This is a genomic window from Autumnicola edwardsiae, assembly GCF_031846505.1.
In the GTDB taxonomy this organism is placed as follows: domain Bacteria; phylum Bacteroidota; class Bacteroidia; order Flavobacteriales; family Flavobacteriaceae; genus Autumnicola; species Autumnicola edwardsiae.
Genome location: NZ_JAVRHP010000001.1, coordinates 16,795 through 31,403, shown reverse-complemented (window position 1 = coordinate 31,403; position 14,609 = coordinate 16,795). Strand labels below are relative to the sequence as shown.

At 38.9% G+C, this 14,609-nt stretch carries 18 protein-coding genes; 9 read left to right on the top strand and 9 right to left on the bottom strand.

Features of this window, described 5'->3' with window-relative positions; translation table 11 throughout:
* Window positions 1–91: 91 nt before the first annotated feature.
* Window positions 92–1,423, bottom strand: coding sequence for a hypothetical protein (locus RM529_RS00160; RefSeq protein WP_311482714.1), 1,332 nt, complete (start codon window positions 1,421–1,423; stop codon window positions 92–94).
* 316 nt (window positions 1,424–1,739) lie between these two features.
* Here RM529_RS00160 and RM529_RS00155 point away from each other — a divergent pair, with 316 nt between their 5' ends.
* Both RM529_RS00155 and RM529_RS00150 read left to right on the top strand, forming a co-directional pair.
* Window positions 1,740–2,423, top strand: a complete 684-nt coding sequence (locus RM529_RS00155) for a response regulator transcription factor (protein WP_311482713.1) — start codon at window positions 1,740–1,742, stop codon at window positions 2,421–2,423.
* Window positions 2,423–3,502, top strand: a complete 1,080-nt coding sequence (locus RM529_RS00150) for a sensor histidine kinase (protein WP_311482712.1) — start codon at window positions 2,423–2,425, stop codon at window positions 3,500–3,502. Before RM529_RS00155 ends, RM529_RS00150 begins: the two co-directional genes overlap by 1 nt.
* On the opposite strand, the gene RM529_RS00145 is transcribed toward RM529_RS00150, so the two are convergent.
* Window positions 3,449–4,498: a glycosyltransferase gene (locus RM529_RS00145; protein WP_311482711.1), complete on the bottom strand. Its 1,050-nt coding sequence runs from the start codon at window positions 4,496–4,498 to the stop codon at window positions 3,449–3,451. The two genes, RM529_RS00150 and RM529_RS00145, sit on opposite strands and share 54 nt — an antisense overlap.
* Window positions 4,499–4,566: 68 nt before the next feature.
* Between RM529_RS00145 and trmB the strand changes: the two genes are divergently transcribed.
* From trmB to RM529_RS00115, 6 genes are all read left to right on the top strand, one after another.
* Window positions 4,567–5,238, top strand: a complete 672-nt coding sequence (gene trmB / locus RM529_RS00140; RefSeq protein ID WP_311482710.1) for a tRNA (guanosine(46)-N7)-methyltransferase TrmB — start codon at window positions 4,567–4,569, stop codon at window positions 5,236–5,238.
* A complete protein-coding gene (locus RM529_RS00135; protein WP_311482709.1) occupies window positions 5,239–5,862 on the top strand; it encodes a LysE family translocator in 624 nt (207 codons plus the stop codon). It abuts the gene before it with no gap.
* Complete coding sequence (locus RM529_RS00130) at window positions 5,859–6,200, top strand: MGMT family protein (RefSeq protein WP_311482708.1); 342 nt, start codon at window positions 5,859–5,861, stop codon at window positions 6,198–6,200. The genes RM529_RS00135 and RM529_RS00130 overlap by 4 nt, the downstream gene beginning before the upstream one ends.
* Window positions 6,201–6,402: 202 nt before the next feature.
* A complete protein-coding gene (locus RM529_RS00125; RefSeq protein WP_311482805.1) occupies window positions 6,403–7,539 on the top strand; it encodes an Mrp/NBP35 family ATP-binding protein in 1,137 nt (378 codons plus the stop codon).
* On the top strand, window positions 7,540–7,782 hold the full coding sequence (locus tag RM529_RS00120; protein ID WP_311482707.1) for a NifU family protein: 243 nt from the start codon (window positions 7,540–7,542) through the stop codon (window positions 7,780–7,782).
* A gap of 252 nt (window positions 7,783–8,034) precedes the next feature.
* Window positions 8,035–8,370, top strand: a complete 336-nt coding sequence (locus RM529_RS00115; RefSeq protein WP_311482706.1) for a 2Fe-2S iron-sulfur cluster-binding protein — start codon at window positions 8,035–8,037, stop codon at window positions 8,368–8,370.
* A 298-nt stretch (window positions 8,371–8,668) separates the two neighbouring features.
* Here the strand turns inward: RM529_RS00115 and RM529_RS00110 are convergent, their stop codons facing one another.
* Entirely contained in the window at window positions 8,669–9,463 is a 795-nt protein-coding gene (locus tag RM529_RS00110) for a DUF3050 domain-containing protein (protein WP_311482705.1), read from the bottom strand.
* A gap of 110 nt (window positions 9,464–9,573) precedes the next feature.
* On the opposite strand from RM529_RS00110, the gene RM529_RS00105 reads away from it, so the two are divergent.
* Entirely contained in the window at window positions 9,574–9,753 is a 180-nt protein-coding gene (locus RM529_RS00105; RefSeq protein WP_311482704.1) for a hypothetical protein, read from the top strand.
* A 51-nt stretch (window positions 9,754–9,804) separates the two neighbouring features.
* On the opposite strand, the gene RM529_RS00100 is transcribed toward RM529_RS00105, so the two are convergent.
* The 6 genes from RM529_RS00100 to rpsB form a co-directional block, all read right to left on the bottom strand.
* Window positions 9,805–10,980 carry an acyl-CoA dehydrogenase family protein gene (locus RM529_RS00100; RefSeq protein WP_311482703.1) on the bottom strand — a complete coding sequence of 392 codons (1,176 nt, stop codon included), beginning with the start codon at window positions 10,978–10,980 and terminating at the stop codon, window positions 9,805–9,807.
* Between the two features lie 143 nt (window positions 10,981–11,123).
* The gene (locus tag RM529_RS00095; protein WP_311482702.1) at window positions 11,124–11,870 is read right to left on the bottom strand and encodes a tRNA1(Val) (adenine(37)-N6)-methyltransferase; all 747 of its coding nucleotides are present in this window, start codon (window positions 11,868–11,870) and stop codon (window positions 11,124–11,126) included.
* 103 nt (window positions 11,871–11,973) lie between these two features.
* Window positions 11,974–12,240, bottom strand: a complete 267-nt coding sequence (locus RM529_RS00090) for a type II toxin-antitoxin system RelE family toxin (protein WP_311482701.1) — start codon at window positions 12,238–12,240, stop codon at window positions 11,974–11,976.
* Window positions 12,237–12,488, bottom strand: coding sequence for a hypothetical protein (locus tag RM529_RS00085; RefSeq protein ID WP_311482700.1), 252 nt, complete (start codon window positions 12,486–12,488; stop codon window positions 12,237–12,239). Before RM529_RS00085 ends, RM529_RS00090 begins: the two co-directional genes overlap by 4 nt.
* 135 nt (window positions 12,489–12,623) lie before the next feature.
* The gene (gene tsf, locus RM529_RS00080) at window positions 12,624–13,451 is read right to left on the bottom strand and encodes a translation elongation factor Ts (RefSeq protein WP_311482699.1); all 828 of its coding nucleotides are present in this window, start codon (window positions 13,449–13,451) and stop codon (window positions 12,624–12,626) included.
* Window positions 13,452–13,542: 91 nt separating this feature from the next.
* Window positions 13,543–14,451, bottom strand: a complete 909-nt coding sequence (gene rpsB / locus RM529_RS00075; protein ID WP_311482698.1) for a 30S ribosomal protein S2 — start codon at window positions 14,449–14,451, stop codon at window positions 13,543–13,545.
* Between the last annotated feature and the right edge of the window lie 158 nt (window positions 14,452–14,609).

Here is a 14,609-nt window from a genome sequence, read left to right as displayed (position 1 = left end):
TATCGATTAAAATCTTAATAATAAATTGCCCGCTTCTTAAAAGAAGCGAGCAATTTAGAAAGCCATTTATCTGGTCTTGCTTATAATCTTTTTAATATGCACCTCTGAAGCTAGCGTAAGTCCATCCAAAAGCCGATAGATCTGCGCCTACAGTTTCCTGATCCTGTTCTATTGCTGTAGCAAACTCTGCAGCATCGCTAGAGAAATCTGTGCTTTCTGTAGTATCGTTAAAAATGGAAGAAACACTCTCTACCCCTTCTGGTAATACAATTTCCCATGCAGAGAAGCTTAGGTCGCCAGAGGTATAATTCTCAGCAGAATCAGCATCGTCTATTTCTACATCCTGATCTGCATTAAATCCTCTTATGTAAACATTGTTAAAAGCTCCCATTGCGCCGTCTCTAAGGTCTGCGATTTCTCCAGATGGAGCATTTGGATCTCCAATGATAGTGAGGTCCTGGATAGTAAAAGATCCCATCATAGTTCCTTCTGGTCCGTCTATTTCTAAACCATGGTCAGATTCAGCACCCTGGATTACAAGGGCATTGGTGACAGTTCCAGAGTATGCCTGGTCAATATCAAGCCCATCATCTCCACCGGCAAAAACAAGTATGTTACTTGCGTCTACAGTACCGCCAAACCATTCTACACCATCATCTACGTTTCCTACAACTTCTATGTGATCTATAACTGTTCCGTTACCAACACCACCTAAGGTTAGTCCGTTAATTTCATTCCCCGAACCAATTAAAGCTCCACCGTGACGAATAGAAACATATTGGAATACACCAGAGTCGTCATCGGCAATGTCTCCTCCATAACGACCATAGTCATCATCTGCAGGAATTCCTTCTATTTGAGACTCTTCAGAATCACCTTCAAAAGAACTTGGTGCGTGTCCTAAAATTAAAACTCCACCCCAAAGACCTCGATCATTTTCGTCCAAATTACTTCCTTGTTGTTGTCCAACTTCAATGTTGTCGTTTATAGAAGTAAATATTATAGGATTGTCAGCAGTTCCTTCAGCCATAATTCGGCCACCACGGGCAACAATAAGTGCAGAAGCAAGAGAACCTGTCCCTTCACGACCTTTAATAATCGTTCCTGGTTCAATAGTTAGGGTTGCTCCATCACCTACTACAAACTTTCCGTTCAGTTCCCATATAATATCATTGGTTAGTGTGAAATCCTCAGTTAAAAGGCCAGAAAGATCTTCATCCTGCGGAGTTTCACCGCCATTACCATTACCAGGATCGTCATCACAGGCAGTACAAGGTCCACCACAATCTACCCCGGTTTCGTTTCCATTTCTCACCCCATCTGTACAAGATGCAATGGGCTCGTTAGGTGCATCATCATCATCGCTACAACCGGTTAATCCTAAAGCAGCAATAGCGAAACCTGCAATAATTAATTTTTTCATAATCTCAATAGTTTAGTTTAAATAGTGAGTTTTAAATTCACGGCAAATAAACAAGCTTAGGTTAAGTAGGATCTTATGTGAAGTTTAAGTTTATGTTAACACGCCACGAGCAATGTTATAAAATGGTTTAGGAAAACTCTTGAAGAAATTTGGAGCCCTTGCTGTTAATTGCTGATATCCCGGAAAATGCCTATTTTGTAACAGCTTTACGAATTTAAAATATGTTAACTTAACTTAAGGGGAGCTTTGGCTCGGGAAGATTAGTTGAAATTTATATTTACTTTTACTTCATATTTATCTTAACTACATAAACGACATGAAGAAAAAAGACATTTGTATCCTGTTAGTGGATGATGAGCCGGATATCCTGGAAATAGTGAGTTATAACCTCTCTTCTGAAGGATATAAAGTTATTACTGCAGATAATGGCGCCGATGCTGTAAAACTTGCCAGGAAAAAAAATCCCCAACTTATCATTTTAGATGTGATGATGCCGGGGATGGACGGCATTGAAGCCTGTGAAAAAATTAGAAAAATACCCGAACTTGAAGATACAATCATTACCTTTCTAACTGCCAGGGGCGAAGATTATTCCCAGATGGCCGGATTTGATGCAGGTGCAGATGACTATATTACCAAACCTATCAAGCCAAAGGTACTTACCAGTAAGGTAAAGGCCTTGCTAAGAAGATTTAAAGATGATACTTCTAACGCAAGCATCGTAAAAATTGGTGACCTTACCATAAACAGGGAAGAATACAAGATTATTAAAGACAATGAAGAAATGCTCCTGCCCAGGAAGGAATTCGAATTATTGTCTCTTCTTGCTTCCAAACCCGGAAAGGTTTTTAAAAGAGAAGATATTATGGACAAAATCTGGGGAAACGATGTGGTGGTTGGAGGTCGTACAATAGATGTCCATATAAGAAAACTTCGCGAGAAAATTGGGGACGACAGTTTTAAGACCGTAAAAGGAGTAGGGTATAAGTTTGTAGTTTAATGGCCAATAAATTTAAGCGTTCATACAAATTTGCAATAAAAACATCGATCTATATCACCGTTTTTATTGGTTTTCTGCTGGCCGCTTTTCTATACTATATGGATAATTTACTGTGGATTCCTTTCCTGGTATTTTTATTTGTAATCTATATTTTTTCATTTTTTATCATTCAGCAGCGGGTAGAGTACTTTATTTACCGGCGTATAAAAAAGATTTACGACAACGTATCTTTACTTGATTCTACCACATTACGACCCAGCCAGGTGACCACAGATATGGCGACCCTTACCAGGGAGGTAGAAAAATTTACCGAGCATAAGAAGCTGGAAATCGAAGCCCTTAAAATCAGGGAAGGCTACAGGAAAGAATTTATGGGCAACGTATCTCATGAATTAAAAACTCCTTTGTTCACGGTCCAGGGATATATTCTCACTTTGTTAGACGGTGCCATGAAAGATAAATCTGTAAGAAAAAAATATCTTACCCGTGCCAGTAAAGGTGTAGAGAGGCTGATTTATATTGTAAAAGATCTCGATATGATAAGTAAGCTCGAAGTTGGGGACCTTCATTTACAAATGGAGGATTTTAATATTGTGGAACTTGTTCAGAATACTTTTGACCTTCTGGAAATGAAAGCAGCTAAAAAAAACATAACCCTTACTTTTGATGTGGAATATCAAAAGGCAATTTATGTTTATGGGGATCGGGAAAGAATACAGCAAGTACTTACAAATCTCGTGGTTAACTCTATTAAATACGGAAAAAAAGACGGAACTACCGAAATTACTATAGAGAACCTTATTAAAAACAAGGTTATTGTAAGGGTAACCGATAACGGGGAAGGTATTGCAAAAGAAAATATTCCGCGGCTGTTCGAACGTTTTTATCGGGTGGATAAAAGCGGTTCCAGAAAAGAAGGCGGTTCAGGTCTTGGCCTTGCCATTGTAAAACATATTATTGAAGCCCACGAAGAAAAAATCTATATTGAAAGTGTCTTTGGAGTAGGGAGCGAATTTTCCTTTACGTTAGAAAAGAGCGAAGAACTCCCTGAAATTAGTAGCGAATCCGATATCTTTTAAACCTTTGTATTTATCAATTTCTTTCAGTTTTGAGAGCTTAAAATCACTCTGTTTGCAGGATGGGGCTATCCCCAGGTTCATAAGCCGTTCTGCTAAGTATTCCTGTTCAAATTGTCCCGGTGTCGGGATAAAAAATGCTTTTTTCTCCAGCTTTGCAAGGTCGAGGATAGAAGTATAGCCCGATCTGCAAATAACAACTTCAGAAGAATTAACCGCATCTTCCAGATTTTTTCCGAACATGTAATTCTCTATACCGATATTTGCCTTTTTAGAAGGTCGGTCATTTTCTTCAACAACTCCTCTTATCAGTAAAATTTTGGCCGTACATCCAGAAAATTCCTTTAGGAGCAGCTCTTCCAGGATTGTTCGTTGCGGTTCCGGTCCAGATAACAAAATAAGGTAATCGTACTTTTTCGGCAGCTCCTTTTTTTCAAACCGGCTAAGGGGGCCAATGTATTTTATATACTCATTTACCTTGTTCAGATGTCCCAGGATACCGCTAAGGTTTTTTCCGCCTTTAGCATCGGGAATCCAGCATTTATCAAACTTCTTTATATACTTTTGGTGCAATTTACTGCTGAAGTAAGTGGTTGTGCCGCTTAAAACGTTTAATTGATGGGTTATAAACACACATTTTAAGTGTTTGTACCTCACTCCAAAGCGATTATCTGAAATTATACCCTCTAAATTAAGCTCCTCCACCAGCTTTTTTGTAGCCTTTTTTTCAGCTTTAATGGCTTTTAAGATTTTGGGGCTGTCCCACATCATTTTCCATTTAAAGTTGCTTCCGTTTCTGGCATATTCAACCTTGTAGGAAGGAAGTTCAAAAGATTCTAAATGCGAAAATTCTTTTTTCAGAAGTAAAAGCGCATTTCCATCTGAAGCTAAAACTGGCTCAAAATTTTCCTGTTCCAGGCTTTTAATAATGGGTACGCAACGGGAGGCATGGCCCAAACCCCAATTTAAAGGTGCGACTAAAATTCGTTTCTTTCGCATATAACAAATATATTCTTATCGGGCTATGGCCTATTTTCTTTAATTTTACCAAAATATTAAATAATCACGTGGGAAGTAAAAATAAGCTTAAACGTTTCAGGGAAAATGAAAAATTTTCTAATGTCATTCAGCCATCCAGGGAAAATCTTACCGATGCTGAGTTTGAATGGAAGGGAAGGTGGAATGAATTTTTTAAAAATGATAAACCTATAATTCTTGAATTGGGTTGCGGAAAAGGGGAGTACAGTGTAGGACTTGCGCAACAAAATCCCAATGCGAATTTTATCGGGATCGATATTAAAGGAGCCCGTTTTTGGCGTGGGGCAAAGACCGCTCAGGAAGAAAACCTGCACAATGTGGCTTTTCTGCGCACGCAGATTGAACTTATTACGCACGTTTTTGCTGAAAATGAAGTAAGCGAAATCTGGATCACTTTTCCAGATCCACAGATAAAGTATAAAAGAACCAAGCACCGCCTTACAAATTCTGAATTTCTACAGAAGTATAAACAAATTTTAAAAGACGACGGATTCGTAAACCTGAAGACCGATAGTGAATTTATGCATGGCTACACCCTGGGGCTTCTGCACGGTGAAGGTCACGAAGTTATTTATTCACATCACGATATTTATAAAAATGAATATTCTCCTAAGGAAGTACGGGAAATCCAGACTTTCTATGAAAAACAGTATCTTGAAAAAGGAAAACCGATTACTTACATTCAGTTTAAGATAAAATAATTGGAAGAGGCAAGACTTTTTCTTATCACTTATGTCGCCGCTTTTCTGGGGGTGATTCCTCCTGGTTTGGTTAATATGACTGTGGCCAAAACTTGTGTGGAGCATGGTAAGAAGAATGGGATGTATGTTGCGGTAGGTGCTTCTTTTATAGTGCTGTTTCAGGCATTTGTTGCCATACTTCTTGCAAATTATATTTTTTCCAATCCTTTTGTTCAGAATATCTTATTAAGAGCAGGCCTGGTAATCTTTGCAATCCTCGGGATTTATTTTTTTGTGAAAGCCAAACGAAAAGATGACATCGAGCAGCATTCAGAAAAAGCAAGGTCCAACAGCATTTTTAAAGGAATGCTTATCGCTGTTCTTAATGTTTTTCCCATTCCTTATTTTGTAGCTATTGCGGGTGCATTAAATGTTGGCGTGGGAGGATCTTACGACTGGTTTAAAATCCTCTCGTTTGCAGTGGCCGGTGCTATGGGAACCTTCACCAGCCTTTATCTTTATGTGCTGTTCTTTAATAAAATAGAAAGTAAAACAGAAACTTTCTCCCGGTTTTCCAATTACTTTATGGCACTCCTCATGCTTGTGCTAATCGTAATCACATTATTTAGAATCTACAGTTCATGACAAAAAACTCCGGTTTTTTTGAAAAGGTTTACCATGTGGCGGCTCAAATTCCGCATGGAAAGGTAACTTCCTATGGTGCAATTGCTAGATATTTAGGCTCACCGCAAAGCGCCAGGATGGTGGGCTGGGCTATGAATGCCTCTAAAGAAAAACCAGGTGTCCCCGCGCATCGGGTGGTGAACAGAAACGGACTTTTAACCGGGAAAAGCCACTTTAGCGGAACTCACGTCATGCAGCAGCTTTTGGAAGAGGAAGGGATTGTGGTAAAAGATCTTAAAATTCAGGATTTTGAGAGGCATTTCTGGGATCCTGTAAAAGAGCTGAAAGAGCAGGAATAGCTGCTTAATATTGTCTTGCAGGGTCTTTAAAACTGAAAAATCAATTATAGTCAATCGCTTCGTTTTCTTAGGTTTTCAACCTATATTTGCGTTTAGAATCGATCTATATAAGAGCTATTGGATCAAATAATTTTCAGAAGTTTTAATTCTTCCGGAAGAACCTGAAGAATTGAAATTTTTTCTGCTGAAAAAAATTGTTGTTGTGGTATTGAAGAAGAAAGATATTTTAAAAGCACTGGAGACCATTTCTGTAGCCGGAGAAGGCAAGAACATGGTAGAGGCCGGTGCAGTGCAAAACATTATGATTTTTGGTGATGAGGTGGTTGTGGATTTAGTTCTTGCCACACCTGCACTTCATATAAAAAAGCGGGCCGAGGTTGATATTTTAAAAGCTATCCACGAGCAGGTTTATGAGAAAGCCAAAGTAAAAGTGAATATTAAAGTTGAAGCTCAGGAGAAGAAAAAACCGGAGATTAAAGGGAAACCTATTCCCGGGATAAAAAATATTATAGCTGTTGCCTCAGGAAAAGGAGGAGTTGGAAAATCTACGGTAACTGCAAATCTGGCTGTTACGCTTTCAAAAATGGGCTTTAATGTGGGTATTCTTGATGCAGATATTTACGGGCCGTCTACGCCAATGATGTTTGATGTAGAAGCCGAAAGGCCTTTGTCTGTAAATGTTAACGGTAAATCTAAAATGAAGCCCATAGAAAACTATGGCGTGAAAATATTATCCATAGGTTTCTTTACAAAACCAAATCAGGCGGTTGTGTGGAGAGGGCCAATGGCGGCAAAGGCACTTAACCAGATGATTTTTGATGCTGCGTGGGGAGAACTGGACTTTCTCTTAGTAGATCTTCCACCGGGAACAGGTGACATTCACCTTTCCATCATGCAGTCTTTGCCAATTACCGGAGCGGTTGTGGTAAGTACGCCACAAAATATGGCCCTGGCAGATGCAAAACGTGGAGTGGCCATGTTCCAACAGGAAAGTATAAATGTACCTGTATTGGGTATTGTAGAAAATATGGCTTATTTCACTCCGGAAGAGCTGCCTGAAAATAAATATTATATCTTTGGTAGGGAGGGAGCAAAAAACCTTGCTGAAGATTTGGAGGTTCGGTTTTTGGGAGAAGTTCCATTGGTGCAGAGCCTTAGAGAGTCCGGGGATATAGGCCGCCCTGCCGCTTTGCAGGAAGGTACTCCTCTGGAAGAAGCTTTTAAAGAGATCACCAGGAATATGGTCGAAGAGACTGTGAAAAGAAATGAAAATCTGCCGGCAACCGAAGCTGTTAAGATTACCACAATGGCAGGATGTAGTGCAGTTAATAAGAAATAGATGACGAGCGAAGAAGTTAAAATAAACGTAGAAAAGGCTTTGGCCGAGATCCGTCCGTTTCTTGAAAGCGATGGAGGGGATATCTCTTTAATTTCCATTGAAGATGACCGTCTGGTAAGGGTGCAGCTGGAAGGTGCATGCGTGGGTTGTTCTGTAAATACCATGACGCTTAAATCTGGTGTGGAAATGACCATTAAAAAATACGTGCCGCAAATTGAGCAGGTAATTAATGTAGAGCATTAATTTTTGTAGCTGAAGCTGGATTATCCTTCGGAAGAAATTACGGATTCAGGAGAAAATATCAATGCTTTTTTTGAATATTATTTTCATTAAAATGAAAATGAAGAGTTTCAGAATAAGTTGGATTTGAATAAATGAATATAAATTATAAGCTTGTTTTGATCGAAATTAGCTGAAACTTCCTGCTTCAATTTAGAAGTGGTTGTTTCAGCTTATCATTTTTTAAACACGATCAAGATCTTTTTTACTTACACTATGTCTGATATTAAAATCACAATTATCGACCGCGAAGGGGAAGCACATTTGGTAGATGCCCCTACAGATATGAATATGAACCTTATGGAGGTAGTTCGCTCTTACGAGCTTGCGCCCGAGGGTACTATTGGAATTTGCGGCGGTATGGCTATGTGCGCGTCCTGCCAGTGCTATATTCTTAATCTGGAGCACATGCTGCCAGAGCAAAGTATAGAAGAGGAAGATATGCTGGATCAGGCATTTTTTGTGGAGTCCAACAGCCGTTTAAGCTGCCAGATTCCAATTACAGAAGAACTGGACGGGCTGGAGGTAAAGCTTGCTCCCGAGTCAACTTAGAAGAAAATTTAAAAGTTTAATCCGGAATTTGCCAATTATCGGGATACTGTTGCCGGAATGGTCTTTTTGGACAACTTATAGTCATTTTGAGTGAGACCTTTCAGGTTTCGAAAACCTGACAGGTCTTTTTATCTCACACTGTTGGACGAATTGCAATTTTTAGACATCGGCTTAAACCCTTTGACCACCAGACCTCACAAGTTTTTAAAACCTGTGAGGTCTAATTTATTTTCCGTGAGTTCAAAAATATTAGGACGAAAATTGCCATTTTCAGGCATAGACTCAAAAGCTTGTATTATTAAACTCTTTGCAGGTTTTCAGATTCTGTTTTTTCTGAAATGACTTCTTCTATTCCATTCCAGAGTTCAATTCGGCTGGAAAGTGCATTTTCAGCGGTTTGTTGAGCTTCCTGCCATTTTTCAGCATCATTTCCGCAGAGCTTTTCTATCATTTTAAAAGCCATAGGACCATGTTCGTCACCATCAAGTTCAATATGCCTGTCAAAATAATACTTGAACAGCCTTAGATCATTTTCAGGAAAATTTCTTTGAACATTTTCAATAATTGAAGAAAACATCGCGGGGATAAGGCCTTCTCTTCCAAAGGTAAAAGCAGCAGCAATGTTGTGCGGTTTTCCTTCAGAAATTACATCAAAAGTATTTTTAAGAAACTGCTTTATATTTAGCGGTATTTTACTGGCTGCTATAATTAGAAAGATATCTGTGCCGTGGTTAACCTGGAGAAGAAAATCTTCTATCTTTTTTGTATTTGCACCGGCAGAGGCCATTGCTTCCAGGTACATCTCAAAGTGGCTTTGATGTTTTCCTTCCAGGTTTACATCGGTATCTTCAGCAAGTACAATTTCATTAATTAAATATCTTATCTCAGGATCACCTACAGGAAACCATGGTTGCGTTGTTTTGGTAAGTTTTTCCTGTAGCGCAGTAAGCAGGGACATAAAATCCCATACTGCAAATACATGGTGTTCCATAAAAATCCGGAGCTCTTCTGGTGACGTTATTTTTTGATATAGGGAATGATTTAAAAGCTGTTCTGTTTTTGGTTTCAGGCTGTTATTTATCTTCTCTATCATAAAATCTTGGTTTTTGCAAAAGTAACAGCTGGAAAGGGATTTATAAAATATATAAATACTTTAAAGTAGATTTAACCCAAAAATTGCCCATTTTGCGATAACTTTAAAATATGAAGACTCGTTTTACATCTTTACAGAACATCATCATTTTTTACTCCAAAAAATCTGAAGAGTATTTAAAAATTGACGGGGTGGTGGCAAAGAAGCCGAAGGCCCTGAAGAAGAAGTGCTGCGAGAGCTACAAAAAAGGCAAGCGTTGCAAACGCTGCCCCTGCTTTGATTTACAATAATTTGAGAATTTTATTTTTTAGCTTTTTCTCTCCTTAACCTGGATTTAAAAATTAAAACGCCGCATGCCCTGTAATATCCATTCCCGTAATTAAGAGATGAATATCGTGCGTACCTTCGTAAGTAATCACGCTTTCCAGGTTCATCATGTGCCGCATAACGCTGTAATTACCGCTAATACCATTTGCACCAAGCACCTGCCGTGCTTCCCTCGCTATTTTCAGCGCCATTTCCACATTGTTTCTTTTAGCCATAGAAATTTGTGCGGAAGTTGCTTTCCCTTCGTTTTTGAGCGTTCCCAGTCTCCAGGACAATAATTGTGCTTTTGTGATCTCTGTGATCATTTCTGTCAGTTTTTTCTGCTGAAGTTGTTTTGCGGCTATGGGTTTGTTAAACTGAACACGTTCCTTTGCGTATTTTAAGGCGGTATCATAACAATCCATAGCTGCGCCAATTGCACCCCAAGCAATTCCAAATCTCGCAGAATCAAGGCAGCCCAACGGAGCTCCCAATCCGCTCTTGTTGGGTAACAGATTTTTCTTTGGGATTTTCACGTTGTCAAAAACCAGTTCTCCGGTGGCGCTGGCACGTAGTGACCATTTGTTATGAGTCTCAGGAGTGGAAAACCCTTCCATCCCGCGTTCTACAATAAGTCCGTGGATACGCTCATTTTCGTCTTTTGCCCATACAATGGCTATGTCTGCAAACGGGGCATTAGAAATCCACATTTTCGACCCATTGAGTAAATAGTGATCTCCCTTGTCTTGAAAATTGGTGCGCATTCCCGCAGGATTGGAGCCATGATCGGGTTCGGTTAAGCCAAAACAACCAATCATTTCTCCGGTAGCGAGTTTCGGAAGAAACTTTTCCCGCTGCTCACCGGTTCCAAATTTAAAAATTGGATCCATTACCAAAGAAGTTTGTACCGAAGCTGTAGAACGAATCCCGCTATCACCGCGTTCAAGTTCCTGCATAATGAGTCCGTAGGAAATTTGATCCATACCGGCACCACCGAAATCTTCGGGAATAAAGGAGCCAAAAGCACCAATTTCGCCCAGGCCTTTTAAAAGCTGTTTCGGAAATTCGGCTTTTTGAGCCGCTTCTTCAATTATGGGGGAAATCTCCTTTTTTACAAAGGCCCTTGTGGCTTGCCTAACCACCTTATGTTCTTCTGTAAGTAGTTCGTCAAGGTTATAATAATCGGGAGCCTGGAAAAGATCTTCTTTCATGCCGGTGAGTTTATTCACAAATATAACGAGGACTTTTGCAGCAAACAAAGCCTTTTTCTGCGGAAACCTGAAGAAAATTTTGAGTTTCTAATAAAACCTATAAGGTTTCGAAAACCTTGCAGAAGGAATTCGGGAAACTGTGATTATAGCTTTAAATAAAAGGGCGCTACCAATTCTTTATAAGCTTCAGTATAGTTGTGCCGGGAAATTTCGATAATCAATTCATCTGTTACCGCTTGGGTTTTCTGAAAAGAAAATGTCAGCAATGACCTTTTTAAAGCACTGGTCTCAGTTCCTCTTACGCGGGTAATTTTCTTCGGAAAAAGATGAACTTTGGAGGCAAGATCTATAAAATCTTCTTCTTCAGAATTAGGAATTATTACGCTGAAGATCCCTTTTTCAGAAAGTAATAAGGAAGCTCCGCGTACTAGGTGATCAAACGGAAGGGAATCTGAGAAGCGAGCCATTTTCCTGGCCTCTGTCATTTTTTGCTCATTTTCGGCTACTTCCGGAGATAAGGGAGCAGCATAAAACGGTGGATTGGAAATAATGAGGTCGTATTTTTCCTCATCCTGCATTTCTTCAGCAAATTCATTTAAATCTGCATGGTAACAGAACAATCTGTCGCCCCAATCGCTGTTTTCGAAGTTTTCGACTGCCTGTTCGTACGCATTTTCTTCAATTTCTATGGCGTCTATGGCAAAAGCGGAAGATCTTTGGGCTATCATGAGAGCGATAAGACCGGTTCCTGTGCCAATATCAAGGATAGACTCCAGATTATGTTCCAGAGGCGTCCAGGCACCGAGTAAAACACCGTCTGTACCTATTTTCATCGCAGATTTGTCCTGAGCGACGGAGAATTCTTTGAATTTGAAGATTTGATCAGACATGAAAGTAAAAAATTGAAGGTTTTCTGCGGAAAAAAAGTGAATGCTTAAAAATGGCAATTATCGGCTTACAGTAAATTGTTAAGCTGAATTTCTTGGCAAGGAATTATGGAAAGACTTTATAGATTTCACCACGTTTCACAAGACGGGCAAGAAAGATAGAGTCATCTTCCAGAAAGAAGCCTAATCTGTATTTACCTATTTTAATGCGGTAGGCATCTTTGAAACCGATTAGTTTTTTGGTGTTTTTTAATTCTTTTATACTTCGAGCTGCCTTGAGATCATTGATGATCTTCGTAATGTCTTGCTGCAAAGATTTATCTTTTATCTTGCGAACGTCTTTTGAAATGGCTCTTGAGTAAATAATCTTCACTCGTATAAAGATTGAAAAAATTCATCTTCGCTCACAGTTTCATTCTTATTAGCCTGCTGCATTAGGATCATAAGCCCAAGATCCTCTTTTTCCTGATCGTTTAGCTGCTCGAATTTTTCTTTTTCAATGTTGTTAATAAAAGAATTCACGGCTCTTTCCAGTATTGCTTTGATGCTAAGTCCTTGTGTAGACGAAATAATCTTCAGTTTAGATAAAGTAGCTTCATCTATGTCTATATTCTGTTTCATAAATTGAACTATAGTAGTAAGATACACATAAAATTAAAACATATTTCAACTTTATTTTTGAGATACTTTCAACTAAAAAATAAAAAACCGCTTCCTTATTAAGAAAGCGGTTTAAAATATTTTCTTCAGAAGAAATTACTCACCAAGAGCAACTCTTTCAAAAGCGATAACTTCAAGTTGAGAATCTACAGATTTTACATAATCTGCAACGCTTTCTTTATTGCCTTTAATATAATCCTGGTTCACCAAAGTGTTGTCTTTAAAGAAACGCTGAATTTTTCCTTTAGCGATCTTATCAAGCATTTCTTCAGGTTTTCCTTCCTGGCGCAATTGATCTTTTGCAATTTCAATTTCTTTATCGATGGTAGACTGATCTACTCCGTCTTCATTTAAAGCTACAGGATTCATAGCAGCAGCCTGCATAGAAACGTTTTTAGCAGCTTCATCTGCACCTTCTACATTTGCCGAAAGGCCTGTAAGAACGGCAATTTTGTTACCTGCGTGGATGTAAGAACCTACAAAAGGAGCTTGTAAAGTTTTAAAAGCACCAATTTCGATTTTTTCACCAATAACACCGGTTTGCTCGGTAAGTTTGTCCTGAACAGTGATTCCTTTATAGTCTGCAGCCAAAAGTTCCTCTTTAGTATTGTAATCCAGAGCAAGTTCAGCAAGACTTTGTGCTAAAGCTACGAAATCTTCGTTTTTGGCAACAAAATCTGTTTCACAGTTAAGGGAAATAACGGCACCTTTAGTGCTGTCATTATTTACTTTTGCAATTGCAGCACCCTCACTGGATTCTCTGTCTGCTCTTTTGGCAGCAACTTTTTGTCCTTTTTTACGAAGCACTTCAATTGCTTTGTCAAAATCACCATCAACTTCTACCAAAGCTTTTTTGCAGTCCATCATTCCTGCACCGGTAGCTTTTCTTAGTTTATTTACTTCTGCGGCGGATATCTTAGCCATAGTCTTATATTTTATTTAGAATTAACAAGTCGTTTAGTCAAGTATAAAGAAATGAACTAAACGACTTATAAAATTTACCAAACTGTTATGTTTATTCTTCTTCTCCGTTAGCGTCGGAAGCTTTATCTAAAGTTTGTTGTTTAGATTGCAGCTTTACGTCTTCCTGAGCTTCCTTCATAGCCTTTTTGTCCTGAGGATCTGTGGAAGGAACTTCAGCTTTTTCGGCTTTTGCTTTTGGAGCTTTTTCAGATTTTGCTGCTTTAGGAGCGGCATTATCTTTCTCGTCTTTCTTCTTAGAATCTTTGCTCGTCTTTCTTTCAGATAAGCCTTCAACAATAGAATCTGAAACGTAAGAAATTACTTTGCTGATAGATTTTGAAGCATCGTCGTTAGAAGGGATCAAATAATCTACTTCACGTGGATCTGAATTGGTATCCACCATCGCGAAAATTGGAATGTTTAATTTTTGAGCTTCTTTAACTGCAATGTGTTCACGTGTAATATCAACGATAAACAAGGCTGCCGGAAGTCTGGACATATCTGAAATAGAACCTAAGTTTTTCTCTAACTTAGCTCTAAGACGATCTACCTGCAGACGTTCTTTTTTAGAAAGCGTGTTAAACGTACCGTCTTTTTTCATTCTATCGATTGAAGCCATCTTCTTAACAGCTTTACGGATAGTCACAAAGTTGGTCAACATACCACCAGGCCATCTTTCAGTGATGTAAGGCATGTTTGCTCTTTCAGCTTGTTCAGCAACGATCTCTTTTGCTTGTTTCTTGGTAGCTACGAAAAGTATTTTTCTACCACTGGCTGCTATTTTTGCCAAAGCCTCTCCGGCTTCCTGCATTTTGGCAGCACTTTTATATAGGTTGATGATGTGAATCCCGTTGCGCTCCATATATATATAAGGGGCCATGTTTGGATTCCATCGTCTTGTAAGGTGTCCAAAATGTACACCTGCGTCAAGTAATTCTTTTACTTCTACTTTGTTTGCCATTTTTGTAATAGTTTACGTTCTGTTGAAGATAGCAACAGGCAAGTGGCTATTTATAATTAAATACGGCCTTGCTTGTTTAGATGCTAAACTAACTCCCGGCACTTCGACAAGCTCAGTGGGATTCCGGAATAACAACAAAAATCTTTTTAATTTTAAAT

Coding starts and splice junctions, on each gene's coding strand:
- RM529_RS00160 (WP_311482714.1), bottom strand. CDS start 1,423: ATGAAAAAATTAATTATTGCAGGTTTCGCTATTGCTGCTTTAGGATTA.
- RM529_RS00155 (WP_311482713.1), top strand. CDS start 1,740: ATGAAGAAAAAAGACATTTGTATCCTGTTAGTGGATGATGAGCCGGAT.
- RM529_RS00150 (WP_311482712.1), top strand. CDS start 2,423: ATGGCCAATAAATTTAAGCGTTCATACAAATTTGCAATAAAAACATCG.
- RM529_RS00145 (WP_311482711.1), bottom strand. CDS start 4,498: ATGCGAAAGAAACGAATTTTAGTCGCACCTTTAAATTGGGGTTTGGGC.
- RM529_RS00130 (WP_311482708.1), top strand. CDS start 5,859: ATGACAAAAAACTCCGGTTTTTTTGAAAAGGTTTACCATGTGGCGGCT.
- RM529_RS00120 (WP_311482707.1), top strand. CDS start 7,540: ATGACGAGCGAAGAAGTTAAAATAAACGTAGAAAAGGCTTTGGCCGAG.
- RM529_RS00115 (WP_311482706.1), top strand. CDS start 8,035: ATGTCTGATATTAAAATCACAATTATCGACCGCGAAGGGGAAGCACAT.
- RM529_RS00110 (WP_311482705.1), bottom strand. CDS start 9,463: ATGATAGAGAAGATAAATAACAGCCTGAAACCAAAAACAGAACAGCTT.
- RM529_RS00105 (WP_311482704.1), top strand. CDS start 9,574: ATGAAGACTCGTTTTACATCTTTACAGAACATCATCATTTTTTACTCC.
- RM529_RS00100 (WP_311482703.1), bottom strand. CDS start 10,980: ATGAAAGAAGATCTTTTCCAGGCTCCCGATTATTATAACCTTGACGAA.
- RM529_RS00095 (WP_311482702.1), bottom strand. CDS start 11,870: ATGTCTGATCAAATCTTCAAATTCAAAGAATTCTCCGTCGCTCAGGAC.
- RM529_RS00085 (WP_311482700.1), bottom strand. CDS start 12,488: ATGAAACAGAATATAGACATAGATGAAGCTACTTTATCTAAACTGAAG.
- tsf (WP_311482699.1), bottom strand. CDS start 13,451: ATGGCTAAGATATCCGCCGCAGAAGTAAATAAACTAAGAAAAGCTACC.
- rpsB (WP_311482698.1), bottom strand. CDS start 14,451: ATGGCAAACAAAGTAGAAGTAAAAGAATTACTTGACGCAGGTGTACAT.